The organism is Geodermatophilus sp. URMC 62 (assembly GCF_052931475.1).
On sequence record NZ_JBRFHY010000001.1, the window covers coordinates 2,740,179 to 2,754,492 of the forward strand.

13 protein-coding genes are annotated in these 14,314 nt (G+C 70.8%); 5 read left to right on the forward strand and 8 right to left on the reverse strand.

The window, feature by feature from the left end; all coding sequences use genetic code 11:
- Positions 1–160 precede the first annotated feature (160 nt).
- From ACU616_RS13285 to ACU616_RS13295, 3 genes are all read right to left on the reverse strand, one after another.
- On the reverse strand, positions 161–1,036 hold the full coding sequence (locus tag ACU616_RS13285; RefSeq protein ID WP_446757353.1) for a transposase: 876 nt from the start codon (positions 1,034–1,036) through the stop codon (positions 161–163).
- A 104-nt stretch (positions 1,037–1,140) separates the two neighbouring features.
- Positions 1,141–1,305, reverse strand: a complete 165-nt coding sequence (locus ACU616_RS13290; RefSeq protein WP_446758928.1) for a winged helix-turn-helix domain-containing protein — start codon at positions 1,303–1,305, stop codon at positions 1,141–1,143.
- A 157-nt stretch (positions 1,306–1,462) separates the two neighbouring features.
- Entirely contained in the window at positions 1,463–2,869 is a 1,407-nt protein-coding gene (locus ACU616_RS13295) for a toll/interleukin-1 receptor domain-containing protein (RefSeq protein WP_446758929.1), read from the reverse strand.
- 344 nt (positions 2,870–3,213) lie between these two features.
- On the opposite strand from ACU616_RS13295, the gene ACU616_RS13300 reads away from it, so the two are divergent.
- Both ACU616_RS13300 and ACU616_RS13305 read left to right on the forward strand, forming a co-directional pair.
- Positions 3,214–4,023, forward strand: a complete 810-nt coding sequence (locus ACU616_RS13300; protein WP_446758930.1) for an IS5 family transposase — start codon at positions 3,214–3,216, stop codon at positions 4,021–4,023.
- A gap of 100 nt (positions 4,024–4,123) precedes the next feature.
- Positions 4,124–5,377 (forward strand): transposase, encoded by a 1,254-nt coding sequence (locus tag ACU616_RS13305; RefSeq protein WP_446758931.1) that lies wholly within the window; start codon positions 4,124–4,126, stop codon positions 5,375–5,377.
- 826 nt (positions 5,378–6,203) lie between these two features.
- On the opposite strand, the gene ACU616_RS13310 is transcribed toward ACU616_RS13305, so the two are convergent.
- The 5 genes from ACU616_RS13310 to ACU616_RS13330 all read right to left on the reverse strand — a co-directional run bounded on the left by ACU616_RS13310 (position 6,204) and on the right by ACU616_RS13330 (position 12,645).
- Entirely contained in the window at positions 6,204–6,869 is a 666-nt protein-coding gene (locus tag ACU616_RS13310) for a hypothetical protein (RefSeq protein ID WP_446758932.1), read from the reverse strand.
- Positions 6,870–7,000: 131 nt separating this feature from the next.
- Positions 7,001–7,693 (reverse strand): hypothetical protein, encoded by a 693-nt coding sequence (locus ACU616_RS13315; protein ID WP_446758933.1) that lies wholly within the window; start codon positions 7,691–7,693, stop codon positions 7,001–7,003.
- Positions 7,694–7,885: 192 nt separating this feature from the next.
- Positions 7,886–10,105, reverse strand: coding sequence for a bifunctional DNA primase/polymerase (locus ACU616_RS13320; protein WP_446758934.1), 2,220 nt, complete (start codon positions 10,103–10,105; stop codon positions 7,886–7,888).
- 549 nt (positions 10,106–10,654) lie between these two features.
- Entirely contained in the window at positions 10,655–10,819 is a 165-nt protein-coding gene (locus ACU616_RS13325) for a hypothetical protein (protein WP_446758935.1), read from the reverse strand.
- Positions 10,820–11,202: 383 nt separating this feature from the next.
- Positions 11,203–12,645, reverse strand: a complete 1,443-nt coding sequence (locus ACU616_RS13330) for a recombinase family protein (RefSeq protein WP_446758936.1) — start codon at positions 12,643–12,645, stop codon at positions 11,203–11,205.
- On the opposite strand from ACU616_RS13330, the gene ACU616_RS13335 reads away from it, so the two are divergent.
- Genes ACU616_RS13335 through ACU616_RS13345 form a run of 3 tightly spaced genes read left to right on the forward strand, consistent with a single transcriptional unit; the run spans position 12,644 to position 14,303 of the window.
- On the forward strand, positions 12,644–13,429 hold the full coding sequence (locus tag ACU616_RS13335; RefSeq protein WP_446758937.1) for an LOG family protein: 786 nt from the start codon (positions 12,644–12,646) through the stop codon (positions 13,427–13,429). The genes ACU616_RS13330 and ACU616_RS13335 overlap by 2 nt on opposite strands.
- A gap of 3 nt (positions 13,430–13,432) precedes the next feature.
- Positions 13,433–13,852 (forward strand): DivIVA domain-containing protein, encoded by a 420-nt coding sequence (locus ACU616_RS13340; RefSeq protein ID WP_446758938.1) that lies wholly within the window; start codon positions 13,433–13,435, stop codon positions 13,850–13,852.
- The gene (locus tag ACU616_RS13345; RefSeq protein ID WP_446758939.1) at positions 13,845–14,303 is read left to right on the forward strand and encodes an SRPBCC family protein; all 459 of its coding nucleotides are present in this window, start codon (positions 13,845–13,847) and stop codon (positions 14,301–14,303) included. Before ACU616_RS13340 ends, ACU616_RS13345 begins: the two co-directional genes overlap by 8 nt.
- The last annotated feature ends 11 nt before the right edge of the window (positions 14,304–14,314 follow it).

A 14,314-nucleotide genomic window follows, 5' to 3' on the forward strand; every position in this document is an offset into this window, starting at 1 on the left:
GCGGTAGATCAGCCGGGCCGATGATCGGGCTTGGTGGCCGACCAGCGCGGCCACCGACACCCGCGGGCTGATCGCCGCGGTCACCCGCACCACCGGAGTCCGACCGCGGCGGCCCCAGGTGCGACCCCTCGGCGGCCTTAGGCGCGTTATGTGGGTTGGGTTACGCCAGCCTGAGGTCGGTGGAATGAACGCGTAGCAGGGTGTGCGCGGCGATGGTGGCGGCGGTGCGGGTCAGCAGGCCCCAGAAGGTGTGGGCGCCGTGGCGGGCCAGCTCCATCCGGTCGGTGAGCTCGCCGAAGGTGACCTCGATGTGGTTGCGCCAGCGGGCGATCACCTGGCGCAGGGCGCTGGGCATGTTCGGGCGCTGGGCCTTGGTGGGCGGGGTGAGCACGGCGGTGCCGCGGGCGGCGCAGGCGGCGGTGAAGGCCCGACCGGTGAAGCCCTTGTCGACCAGCAGGTCACGCGGTGCTGGCCCGGCGGCGAGCAGATCGGTCGCGACGTCGCGTTCGTTGACCGCGGCGGGCACGATGCTCCAGGCGCGCACCAGCCGCGATCCCAGATCGGTGCGGACGGCCAGCCGGAAGCCGTAGAACCACTCTCCGTGCGCGCCGTCGCGGCCGAAGCCGGCGACCAGCTCGTGCGGGCCGACCCAGCCATCGGGGCCGCGGACCCGGGAAGGGTGCTTGACCGGCAGCGCGCTGGTGTCGATCTGGGCGCAGTCATCGAGCGGGCACCGGGCCACCAGCGCGGCGCGCAGCTGCTCGAAGGCCGCCCACAGCCAGCGGATGCGCCGGTTGGCCTCCGACTGGTGGGGCAGCCGGGGAAACAGGTGCGCGAAGTCGCGGGCGACCTCGGCGAGGAACCCGGCTTCGCTGCGCCGGCCCAGCAGATGGCGCACCAGCGCGATGGTGAGCAGTTCGGCGTCGCTGCAGGCCGGCGCCGGACCCGGCCGCACCGGAATGGTCACTTCTGCGGCGGCGATGGCGTCGTCGACGAGCACGTAGACGTGGACGAGGAGGTTCTCGGTGGGCAGCATGAGAGGCGCCTCTGCGGACGAGGGGTCTTCGACAACCGCCACGTTCCGCAGAGGCGCCCTCATGTCAAGCCATCAGTTGCCGCGGGCAACCCACATAACGCGCCTTAGCCCCTGACCCGATTCGTCCTCGAAGACCAGCCAGGCGCCCAGGTCCGCCGCGGCCGTTTTATCTCGGGCCAGGCCTCCTGCCGCCAGGCGCCGATCTGCTCCTCGCGCTCGACCGCGCGCCGGGCGGGCACCTGCACGCTCCACCCCAGGCGGTGCAGCATCCCGCCCGCCGGCTGCGCGTGGCTGGCATCGAAGTGACCGGTCAGCGCCTCGGTGAAGCTGAGCTACGAGGCGCCGTGACGCAGGGCAGAGAGCTCGATGAGTGCGGCCGCCGCGATCAATGCGTCGGACTCTGCCGGCTGACCGATCACAGCGCTTCTACAAGTACTGGGTCAGCTGGACGTTGCTCAACCAGCCGAGGACCGGAGACTCGGGGCTGCCGTCGACGGTGACGAACACGTCCCGAACAGGGCCGGCCATCGCCCGCTGAGCGTCAGCCAGCGAGGCAGTGGGGGCCAGGGTGGCGAACGTCTCGGCGAGGTAGTCGGTTCTTGCCTGCTCCAGGAACGCGCCGAGCGTGAGTTTGTCGAGCGATTCGCCACGAAGTTCGTGGTCGAGCATGTAACGCTCGAGCATGCTTCGGTGTACGAGATGCAGCGGCCATTCCTCCTCGCTGAGGATCGGCAGACGCTCCCTGTCATTCTCGTGCATCTCGTTGCGCAGGTCCCGCAGTCTCGTGTTCCGCGTCGACGCATCGAGATGCTTGAGGTAGACGCTGGAAATATCGATCATGCGTTGCGCCACGGCGACGCAGTGGGGATTGGCCAGTTCGAAGGCGTAGATGTCGAATTGAGCCCGGCCGTCAGCGGGTACTCGTCGCATCCGGGTCACTATCGGGGTGTAAACGGCATCCCCGTCGACTTCCTGGAACGACTCCCACCTCATGCTGGTCAATCTTCGACGCGCGACACGCAGCACCTGGACGGCACAAGCGTTCACCCACGGCGGGCTCTCTTCACGTGCTGCGGCCCCTCCGCCGGCCGCGAGGAGGTCACCGAAGGGCATGTTGGGCGGCAGGCTCTCCAGTCCGAACAGGATCGGGGCGCGACTGCTGCTGTAGGAGATGAGCGCCTGTTCGAGAAGCAGTCGACGGCATGCCTCGAGTGCCCCTGGATCGACACTGTGCGCGATGGATTCGATCTCGGGCAAGGCGACGTCGAGCCTCAGGAGCGGCCATGCGTGGATGTCCTCCACAGGCATCGCCTCCAGGGGTGGCAGGATCCCGGGGCTCGCCAGCGCGTCGTACAACTCGCGGGCAGCCTCATCACACCTGTCGTCGGGGAAGTTCGGGGCAAACGCGGCCTCAGCCTTCGGAAAGAAGTCGCGATCGGTGAAGAATGCCTTTGTGAACTTCCTGAGGTCCTTAAGATCTCGTACGTTGACCCGCAACTGATCGGCGAACGGTGCGGGGATGTCTGCACCGCACTGAAACACGATGATGTTCGTGCGCGGCGATCGAGGATCCGTTGCGACCCCGCACTCGAACATGCAGTACGACCAATCCTCGTCCGCCGACGTGTAGACCAGGAGCAGGACGTCGCAGCTATAGAGCGCTTCGCCCAGCTCCTCATTGAGGTTCTTACCCAGGCGTGGTCCCTTGTACCGGGGATCCGAAGACATGTGGACCGACACCTGCCCGAGAGTTCTGCTCTCCACGAAGTCCGCTAGGACCTGGGCGATACGGGCATCGCTGTGCTTGTGGCTTATGAAGAGGTTGTGGGACATAGTCATCTCCCCTGGACATGGCCCCGGCTGGCGCGACCCATGACAACCGTTCCCCTGCCAGGCGCCGCACCCAAGCGTCCAAGGTCACCGCACTCGAGTCCAAGATCCGGAGAGTTTCGGATCCGTGGCGACCTGTCCACGGAAGAGGGTCAAGGTGTCCCGCGCCGGGTTCAGCGGAGGCTCTGAACTGACGCTCCGACGGGTGTCGGGGCGGGGTTGTGACGGTAGTGGATATCCTCGTACTCGGCGGGCGGGACCAGGCCGATCTCGCCGTGCAGTCGTCGGTGGTTACTAAGAGTTTGTCTCACATGGATGGCCGGTGACCTGCGAGGTGTTGTCCGGTCGTGGCAGAACGACTGGGCCTGGAGCTAGTGCCCGATGGGTTGTGGCACATCGTGGCGCCGTTGATCCCGGCGCAGCGCGAGCGCCCGCAGGGCGGTGGCACCCGGTACATCGAGGACCGGGCGGTGGTCACCGCGATCGTCTACGTGCTGACCACCGGCTGCGCCTGGCGACACCTGCCGACCGAGTTCGGGGTGTCCAAGGCGACCGCGCACCGGCGGGTTTGTCGCCTGGACCGAGGCCGGGCTGTGGCGCCGGCTGCACCGGGCGGTGCTCGACCGGCTCGGCGAGCAAGCGGCGATCGACTGGTCCTGCGCGGTCGTGGACGCGGCCAGCGTGCGGGCCAAAGAAGGGGCCCGCTGACCGGCCCGAATCCGGTCGACCGCGGCAAACCCGGCTCCAAGCTGCGCGTCCTCACCGACGCCGCCGGCCTACCACTGGCCGTGGCCGTGTCGGCGGCCAACACCCACGACAGTCAAGCGCTCATCCCGCTGGTCCAGGCCGTTCCGGCCATCCGCTCCCGGCGCGGTCCGCAGCGCCGGCGTCCGGCCAAGCTGCACGCCGACAAGGGCTATGACTACGAGCATCTGCGGACCTGGCTACGTCGGCGAGGCATCACTCCGCGCATCGCCCGCCGCGGTGTCGAGTCCAGCACCCGGCTGGGACGCCACCGCTGGGTCGTCGAACGCTCCTTCGCCTGGCTGACCGGCTACCGCCGGCTGACCATCCGCTACGAGCGCTCCGCTCGGCTGTTCACCGCATTCCTCACCCTGGCCGCCACGCTCACCTGCTACAAGAAGCTCACGACGTGAGACGAGCTCTTAGCTCGCCTTTTAACCCCGGTCGCGTCTGACTGCGTGGCCTGCGGTCTGGGGTCTGGCATGCGGGCGGCCACCGCTGGATCCTTCGGAGTTGCGAGGCTTCGAAGCGACGGCGGTGGCCGTGATGAACGGTCTGACGCCGGCCGATGGGATTGACCGGAGCCTGATCTCCGCGGGCCTGCAGCAGTTGCAGCGCTTCCGCGGCGAGCTGCACCGATACCTGGGTCGGCGTCGGGATGCGCTGTTCGGGCTGGTCGACGCGCTGCTGGCGGCCGAGTCGATGCCGTCGCTGCCGCATCTGAGCCTGGTACCAGCCCACCGGCGCGGTTGGGGCAGCGTGTCTGTCGCGCTGGCCGCCGGTGAGGTCGACGCGGAGCGGTTGGCCGAGCTGCTCGTTGCCCACCGGGGCGCCGGTGCGCCGGTGTTCGCGGTGGATGCCAGCACCTGGGCACGCTGCGATGCCGAGTGCTCACCGAAGCGGGGGTTCTACTACTCGCCGACCCGGCACTCGGCCGGTCAGCCGATCGTGGCCGGCTGGTGCTACTCCTGGATCGCCCAGCTAAGCTGGGCGCGCGACTCCTGGACCGCGCCGCTCGATGTGCGTCGGCTGGTTCCGGGCGAGGAGCTCGGGCAGGCCACCGCCGCCCAGATCCGGGCGCTGACCGCCCGGCTCGGCGCCACCGGGGCCGTGCCGCTGTTCGTCTTCGACGCCGGCTACGACCCGATCGCACTCACCGTTGATCTGGCCGCCCTGGCGGTCGCGGTGCTGGTGCGGATCCGCGGCGACCGGGTGTTCTACACCGATCCGGCGGCTCGCGCGGCGGGGCAGATGGGCCGGCCGCGCCGGCACGGCGCGCGGTTCTGCTGCATCGACCCGGCCAGCCGGCCGGCCCCGCAGCAGTCCCTCGAGGTCGACGATGAGCAGTACGGCCGAGTGCAGGTGACCGCCTGGGCAGGGCTGCATCCGAAGCTGGCCGGCCGCGGCCGCTGGGTCGGCTGCCCGACCCCGCCGATCGTGGCCGGCACGGTGATCCGGGTGCAGGTCGAGCACCTGCCCGGGCCTCGCGGGCGGGCGGTCAAGACGCTGTGGCTGTGGTGGGCCGGACCCGGCACGCCGGACCTGGATCTGTGCTGGCGGGCCTACATCCGGCGCTTCGACCTCGAGCACACCTTCCGCTTCTGCAAGCAGTCGTTGGGCTGGACGACCCCGCGGGTCCGCACCCCCGGCAGGCTGAGCGCTGGACCTGGCTGGTGCTCGCCGCCTACACCCAGCTGCGGTTGGCCCGCCCGATCACCGCCGACACGCGGCTGCCCTGGGAACGCCGGCTACCGACCGCCCGACTGACCCCGACCCGCATCCGCCGCGCTTTCCTCCGGCTGCTGCCGGTCCTGGGCACCCCGGCCAGCCCACCAAACCCTGCGGCCGCTCACCCGCAGACCCAAAGGCAGCCAACGAGGACCAGCACCCCGCCATCCCGCCGTCCACAAGATCGCCGCCTGAAGTTAAAAGGCGAGCTTAGAGCTTGTCTCACATGGAGGGTCGGTGACCAGGGCGGTGTTGTCCGACCATCCGCCGGCGTCGCCGATCAGCTTGCGAGCGTGACACTGCGGCTGAGGTCGCGATCGCCAGGCAGCATCGGAGTTGGGGCTTATGGCCACTACGGCTACGGCACAAGGTCGTCCGCGCCGTCGTCGTGGTCAATCGCGGCATCAGCATCCCCAGTGGCGTAATCGGTTTGATCGTAACCGCCCGTCAGCATGAAGCAACGCAAGTTCTCTGGTGCTCACGGCTTTCGGAGTGGTGCTTGCGGCTCATGGCTCGCTGCGCAGTGCACGCCGCATCCCGTTGTGGCTGGCGCCGGTAGCAGGTGGCTCACCGACAGCGCCGATGTCCACGGCGTCGCCCGCCGGCAGGAGGGCGACGCCGTGGACCAGGGCTGGGGCAAGGCCCCAAGGAGTGGTACCTGATGGGGGCCAAGGGGTCGACGCCGAGGGGTGAAGGCCAAGGCCCCGGTCCCGGTGGAGGATCAGGACCGGGGCCTCGGCAGGGGGATCAGCCGAAAGGGCCGGGCGTCGGTGTGGTGCGCGACGATCGGGCCTACGGCGGCCCGGTCGGCAGCCGGCCGCGTCGGCTGCGAGATGTTGTGTCGAGCGGAGAAGTCGACGGCATCTCAGCTCACCGCCACCATGTCGCCGACAAGGCCGATGGCCGGCTCGTACGTCGCCACGAGTTCGCCGGAGCGGCTGACATGGACGGCGGGCCGGTCCGGGTCGATGGCGAGGACGGCGTCGACCTCGGGGGCGAAGAGGTCGGGCGAGCCGATGCGCCGGTCACCGTCGGAGAGGTCGAAGACGACGGCGGCCTCGGCCCGCTGGGCAAGCCAGCGGAGCCGATCGACGATCCGGCGGGCCTGGGTCGTCGAGGTGGCGGGCTGCGGCAGGACCAGACCACCAGCCGCGACGACAATGAGGGCGGGCTCAAGGTCGTCGAGGATCTCGCCCTCCCGGGCCTGCCGGCCGCCGCGCTTCGCCGGAGCGAAGCCGTCGCCGAGATGAGCGAAGACCGGCTCGTACAGCCGCAGGGCGGTCAGCTCAGACCAAAGCTCCAGGCGCTCGGCGATGCGGTCGGCGAACCTCCCCGACGAGGCGATGAGGGACAGGCCCTGCCGCTGCGGCTCGCGGCCGAGACAGGAGGCGCCGGTCGCCAGGCTGCCGACCATGGCGGCGAGCACGGCCTCGCGGCAGGCGACGAGGTCGGCGTCGGCCGGGGAGGTCAGCAGGTGGACGCCGGGGGTGTGGAGGAGGCCGTCGATCAGGGGGCGAGGCTGGTTGTACACGATGCTTCCTTCTTCGTAGGAGTGGGGTCGACGAGGTCCGTCGGCGGGGTCGATCAACGGATCCAGGTCGGTCGCGGGAGGTTGCATCCGGCGGCCGGTCGGCGGCGAGTGATGAGGCGATCGGGCCATGGTCAACTCACCACCGCCATCTCCCCGACGAGGCCGAGGGCCGGCTCGTAGGTGGCGACGCGTGCTCCCGCCGTACTCAGGTGAACGGCGGGCCGGTCCGGGTCGATGGCGAGGACGGCGTCGACGGCGTCGGCGTAGAGGTCGACCGTCCCGGCCTTGCCGGTCGCGGTGATCTCGGAGAGGTCCAGCAGGACAGCGGTCGAGGCGCCCTCGGCCAACCACCGGAGCCGGCCCTCGACGATCTCGCGGGCCTGGGCCGTCGAGGTCACCGGCTCGGCCAGGGTCAGCGCGCAGGCCGAAACGACGAGGAGAGCCGGGCTCAGCGACCGGACCTCGGCCAGCTTTTCCTCGGCCTGAGGGTCCAGGTCGACGGCGGCCAGGTTGTCCCCGAGGTAGGCGAACGCGGACGAGCGGAGGGGGAGCGCGGTCAGCTCGGACCACAGGGCCAGCCGCTCGGCGATGCGCTCGGCGTAGACAGGGCAGGAGATGAGGCCGGTCATGCCGAGGTGGCCGGGCTCGGGCTCCCGTCCCAGGCACGGGGCTCCGGTGGACAGGCTGCCGACCAGGGCGGCCGTCACGGCCTCGGCGCAGGCGACGAGGTCCGGCTCAGGGAGCGAGGTCAGCGCGTAAACGGCCGGGGCGTCGAGCAGGCCGTCGATCAGCGGGCGGGGGTGCGGGCGAGGGTGAGCGTTCACGGTGGTTCCTTCGTGAGGGTGGGGGTGCCGAGGTCCTCGGCGGGCATCCACGAAGTTGTCGAGACGGCGCCGGCGTGCTCACGCTGGCGAGCAATTTCGATGGAGGGCGTCACCAGACGGGGTCGCCGTCGTTGCCGTCGCTCAGCCCCGAGGGGTGGACAGGTGTCCACCTGTCCACCCCTCCACCGGAGTTCAGCCGCGGAGCCGGTACCGCGTGCCGGACTGGCCGTGGTACTCGGTCGCCTCGGCCTCGATGTCGCCGGAGAGCTCCAACGCGGCCAGCGCGTCGTCGAGGTTGCCGCGGACCCGGCTCGAGACTGCGCGGCGCAGCTCGCCGGCCGACATCCACTCACCGGGCCGCTTGCTCAGCGCCGTCTTCACGGACTGGCTGGCCTTCCTCACCACCTGGGCGTCGACCTCTTCGGCGACGACTACGGCTCGGGCGGCCTCCGCCTTCGCGCGGCCGATGTTCGCCTCACTCGCTTGCTCCCGTAGGGTGCGCTGGACGCCGGCCCGGGTCGCATCCGACTGCGCCATGATCCGGCCCGACAGCCGCCAGTCGTCCGCGGTGACGTCCAGGCGCTTGTCCAGCAGGGCCAGGGCGGCGGCGACCTTGAGGCGGCAGTAGAGCTTGTGGCCATCCAGCGGGTCACCCTCCCCGCGGCTGCGGAGCCAGTGAGCCTCGTCGATCGCGTCGATGGCCTCCTCGCAGACCGCCATCTCGTACCGCGGCACCGTGGGGAACTTGCGATCCCAGACGATCGGCTCCGGAGCCTTGGTCCGCTCCCTGGGCATGTCCGGGTCGATCACCGGCACCCACAGGAACCGCTGAGGAGTGCCGCCGTCGGCGTCCTCCAGCAGCGGACCGGCCTTCGCCGGCTGCACGCCCAGCATCAGTGCGCAGCGGTAGGACCGGGCCGGGACGTCGAGTGCCTTGGTGGGGTCGGCGTAGGAGAAGCCGAGCTGCTCACCGGACCACGCCGATCGCAACACCGGCATCAGCGTCGCGCCCTGCCGATTGCCCAGGGCGGTCAGCGTGTCGACCTCGGGCACGTTGAAGAGCACCGAGTCGCGGAGCCGGTGCATCTCGCCGGCCTTACGCGTGACGAACTGGTGCACGAAACCCTCGCCGGACCCGACGTTGACCGTGCGGACCGGCTCGCCGGAGACCCGGTCGGTGAGCCCGGACAGGTCGATCGCCTCGGCAGCGGCCGCCTCCGACGTCCCCTTGCCCTGCCCGGAGGCGCCCACGAAGGCGACGAACAGGTTCAGCGACCCGTCCCCCCCGATGGTCGGCGGGAGCACAATGTTCGACGGGGTCGCCGCCACGATGCGGGCCAGCGCCACGCCCAGCACTGCCAGTGGCGCGACGCGACGGCCCCGGGCGAAGTCGAACAGGTGCCGAAGGATCGGCCGCTCATCCCAAATGGAGGGCTCCTCCGGCGGGATGAACCGCAGCGCCTTGGCCTGCTCCATGAAAACGAGGGTGCAAACTTCCCAGTCCAGGATCTCGGTGCCGGCCGTCTTCTCAACGGCTCCGCGCAACGAGCGCATCCACTCGTGGGGGTCCCGCTCGCTCTCACCGGCGATGGCGTCCTCATACTCACCCTGGAGCGCGTGGAGCCCCTGAGCGACCCCAGGACAGCCCGCGTGGCCACGGAAGATCAAGGCCATGGTTGCGTCCCGCATCGCCTCGTAGCGGCTCCCCCCGGCCGCGAGGGCCAGTCGCGCGCGGTCGAGGACCTCAGTGACGTCGACGCAGGGATCACCGTCCGGGAGGTTGCCCAGCCAGGCGTCGACGTCCACCGTCGACCGCGCCCGGCGGCCCCCAGCGACCTTGCCGCCGGTCAAGCCTGTGACCCACTCCTGGGGGAGGTCGGGGACTTGGGCGAGGTCCGGCACGGCCACCGCGGAGCCGTTCGGAGCCATCCAGCGGTACGCGGTGCCGGTCTTGGGGTTGATCGAGGGCGAGGCGACGACGTAACGGTGGCCGTGGCGGATCGTGTCGATGCCCGGGCCGAAGACGTTGGGCCAGTCCAGGCCGGTCGGGATGCGGTAGAGCCGGATGCCCGAGACGCCGTCAGAGCGCGCGCTGGAGACGTAGGGGGGAGGGAGAGCGCCCCAGCGAGCCTCCGCGTCGGCCAGCGTGTCTCCACCGGGCTTGCCGTCGTAGGCGTCCACGTCGATGCCGATGAGGTCTTCGGGCAGGCGGAGGCCGAGGTTGAAGTGATCGCCGGCCTGGCCGCTCCACGCGGCGATCTCCTCGTTGGTGGGCCAGCGGCCGTCCTCGCCGGTGAAGCCGACCGGCGGAGGGAACTTCTGCCCCGCGGGCAGGAGGAAGGTGCCGAGCAAGCCCGCCGCGCGGTACGCGGCGGCGTGCTCGGCGAACGAGCGAAGGGAGAGGGTGGACATGGGGACTCCGGAGGTCGTGGCGATGGTCGGTCGCCGTATCGGGTTGGTGTCGGTCAAGTTCGGACGCAGGAGGTTGGAGGGGACGACGACCCGGCCGAGGCCGGACCGCCGTCCTTTACACCAACCACGAGACCCGTCAGGAGACGTGCCCATGCGTCCTCGGAGGACCAGTCCGAGGCTTGGGGGAGAGCCCCGTGCTCAACGCCGCGGCGGAGCCATCTAGGGCTGTCTAGTGATATCTAGCGAGAAAAACTCAGTACAGGGGCGGGCTGCTGCCGCCGGCTCGCACCGACGACAGCACCCCTACCTCACCCAGCCCATGTGAACCCAATGAGGGATCCGGCGGCCATGGCGCCGCGGATCGGGTCGCCCTGCCGGCCGCACGCTCGGCAGGGACGTTGAAGGGGCCAGGCCCGCGACACCGGAAGGAGTCACCGGGGCGCGGGCCTGGCTGGCCCGCTGATTCGCTACCCTCAGCGGGCCGGTCCCCGCCTCGTGGTCGCCACGGAGGAGAGGGAGCGCAACGAGCGGAGACAGGGGAGTAGGGGATCAGGCGGCCAGCGCGCCGGCCTGCCGGAGGACGTAGTTGATGCGGTGCTGGCGCTGCGCGATCACGCGGCAGGCGTCGGAGCACAGCTCGCGGGGGCGGCCGGGGGTACGGGGAGAGGTGAAACTCTCGCCGCAGACCGTGCACGACCGGAGGCGGATGTCCACGGGGACCTCCTTGGGGATGTTGGGGGCCGTGCGCTACCGCGGCCCGGTTGGCGTCATGAGCGAATCTCTGCGGGCGGGGCCCATATCCCCTCCATCCCTGAGGTTGTCGACCTGGGCCTCTTGTGCTCGGCCGTGACCAAACCGTTACCGAGGCCTCTTCCGGAGGCCGGCCCGCGTTTCCCTGGCATGGATGAAGTTGTCGAAGGACCGTGGAACTGCTCAGTTGAATCGGTTCAACAAGCTGTGTCCTCGGAGACATTTCCCAGTGGCCACGCTTAGACGGCCACGACGGCCTCCGGGGCGGGGCTCACGCCGCGACCCCACGCCTCGGAGCGGGCTGCAACAGGGCGCTCCGCTGCGGGGGTGACGGCGGTCCCTCAGTCCTACGTGAAGGTGATCTCCGTCGTCTCGGGGAGCATGCGCCGGGCTCGTACCGGCCCGACCTTGCCGATGGGATGCAGCGTGATCTGCGCGATGATCAGCTCCAGGATCTCCCGGCGGTCATCGAAGCCCCCGCTACGCCACGCCTCCTGCACGTCGTCGGCGGACAGCGGCGACCCGGTCACCTCGAAGTCACGGAGCTGCGCGTCGAGCGCGGCGACCTTGGACCGCATCGACCTCAGCAGCGGGACGAAGTCGACCGAGTCGATGTTGCCATCGGTGTACTGCTCCCGCAGGGTGGCGATGCGCGCCTCCGCGGCCTCCCGCGCTGCCGCAAGCCTGCCGTACTCCTGCGCCTCGGCGGTGATGTCCTCCGCGGGGTCGAGCGGCCGGACGTCCGCCAGGCGGGCCTCGACGACGGCGAAGACGTAAGCCTCCAGCGCGAGGAGGTTGCGCTTCACCCGCCCGCACCTGTGACCGGAACTCTTGTCGCAGACCACGAAGCTCGCGGGCCGCAGCTCCCCGCGGTCGTCCCGCAGCGCGTTGATCTTGACGCGGTGACCGCACAGCCCGCAGAACAGGAGGCCCGCCAGGAGGTGCTCGCGGCCCTTGTACTGCGCCCGGGCCATGCTCGATCGGTCACCGACGGCGGCACGTGCGCGCTCCCACGTGTCGCGGTCCAGGATCGCCTCGAACTGTCCCTCGCCCACGATCTTGCCCTTGTGCTCGATCAGGCCGGCGACCCGGGGCCGGGTGATGACGCGCTTGACGGTGATGGCGTTCCAGGACTCCGCGGACAGCGGCTTGACCCCACGCTCCATCCAGACTCGTCCGACCTCGCGCAGGCTCGCTCCGTCGATGAGGAGCTTCGCACCGAGACGGATGGCGTCGGCCTCCGCGGCGTTGACCGTCTCCCCGCCGGGCTCGTAGCCGAACGCTCGCCGGATGGGGCTGGGGCGGCCGTGCACATCGCGCCGCTGCTGAAACGCCCGCGTCACCCGCTCACTGATCCGCTCGGCCTCGGCCGCGTCCTGGGCCGCGAGGATCCGTCCGAGCATCCGGCCGTCGGCGGTGGTGAGGTCGGCGGTGCCGGAGGCCACGGACGCCAGGCGGACCCCGGTGCTCTCGACCATCTCGATGATCGCCTCGTACTCCCGGGGTCGGCGGGTGAGCCTGGAGTTCGAGTAGTACAAGATCCCGTCGTAGACGCCGGTCGCCACGCCCTCCATGAGCCGGTCGAACGCGGGACGTCGCGCCTTGCTCCGCGTGCTCGCTGAGATGTCGTTGTCGATCAGGACGGAGTCCGCGTCGGTGGCCAGGGCCCAGCCGAGGCGTTCGGCCAGCGCCTTGCAGTCCTCGACCTGACGCTCCACCCCGGCGGCCCGGCCCTCGGAGTCGTCCGAGATCCGCGCGTAGATCACGGCTCTCGTAGGCTTCTCCGCCATGACGCCCTCCCGTACCGGCCACCGCCTGCTCCGCGAGCAAGGCGACCCCAACGCGGACCGGGGCCTGCTCGACGAGACGAGGCGAACTGGCGCCAGCGTAGCGGACCTCTGGCGTGTACTCAGGATCCAGTCGGAGTTCATCGAGGGCTTCGGCCTGCTCGCCGAGCTGCCGCGCGCCGTCAGCGTGTTCGGCAGCGCCCGCACGCGGCCCGACCACCCGCACTACGAGGCCGGCGTGCGGATCGGCGCGGCGCTGGCCCGCGCCGGGTACGCGGTCATCACCGGCGGCGGCCCAGGTGCGATGGAGGCGGCCAACCGCGGCGCGCACGAGGCCGGCGGGCTGTCGGTGGGGCTGGGCATCGAGCTGCCGTTCGAGCAGGAGCTCAACGAGTGGGTCGACGTCGGCATCAGCTTCCGCTACTTCTTCGTGCGCAAGACGATGTTCGTGAAGTACGCGCAGGCCTTCGTCATCCTCCCCGGCGGGTTCGGCACGCTCGACGAGCTGTTCGAGGCGCTGACCCTGGTGCAGACCCGCAAGGTCACCCGCTTCCCGGTGATCTTGTTCGGCACCGCCTACTGGTCGGGCCTGGTCGAGTGGATCCGCGCGACGCTGCTGGAGGCGGGCACGATCAGCTCCGGCGACCTGGACCTGTTCACCGTCACCGACGACGTCGACGAGGTGCTCGCCCGCATCCGGGCCTCCGAGGCGGCCGGGACGCCGGGCGACAACGGCGGCGGGATGCGGGCGCCGCTGTCCGGACCGGTGGAACCGGTCGAGGCCTGACCCGTGCTGTCCTTCCTCGTCGGGCTGGCCGCGGTCGCCGTCGTCGGGGCGCTGCTCTTCCTCGGCGGCTCGGTGCTGCTCGGCCGCGGGGAGACGCAGCCGCCGGCCGACCTCGACCGCTCCCCGGTGGAGCTGCCCGACGACCGGCCGGTCACGGGGGAGGACGTGCGGGCGCTGCAGCTGTCGGTGGCCGTGCGCGGGTACCGCATGACCGAGGTGGACTGGCTGCTCGAGCAGCTGGCCCAGACGATCGAGGAGCGCGACGAGACCATCGCCGCGCTGCGCGCCGCGCAGGACCGGCCGGCGCGGGCCGCGGACGCCGACACCGACCCCGGACTCACCCTGCCGGCGGGGGACGCCGGCGCACGCACCGCCGCACCGGCGGAGGACCACGACGCCCGGGAGGCGCGCCACGATGCCTGAGCTGGTCGAGCGGGTCCGGGTCGAGGCGCCGCCGGAGCAGGTGTGGGCGGCGCTCACCGACTGGCCGGCGCAGGGCGCGTGGATGCTGGCCACCGACGTCGAGACCGTCGGCGGGCCCGCGCAGGGCGTGGGTGGCCGGCTGGCCGCGCGCACCGGGGTCCCGCTGCCGTGGCGGCGGGGCCGGCACCTCGGCGTCCTCGACACCATGGTCATCACCGAGTGGGACCCCCCGCGGCGGGTGGTCGTGCAGCACACCGGCCGGATCGTGCGGGGGCCCGGCATCTTCGAGGTCCGGCCCTCCGGCGAGATCACCGAGTTCGTCTGGACCGAGCGGCTGTACCTGCCCTTCGGGCTGCTCGGCACGCTGGGGTGGCCGCTGGCCAGGCCGTTCGTCGTCCTCGGGGTGCGGCTCTCGCTGCGCCGCTTCGCCCGCTTCGCGCGCACCCGCTGACCGGGGTGCGG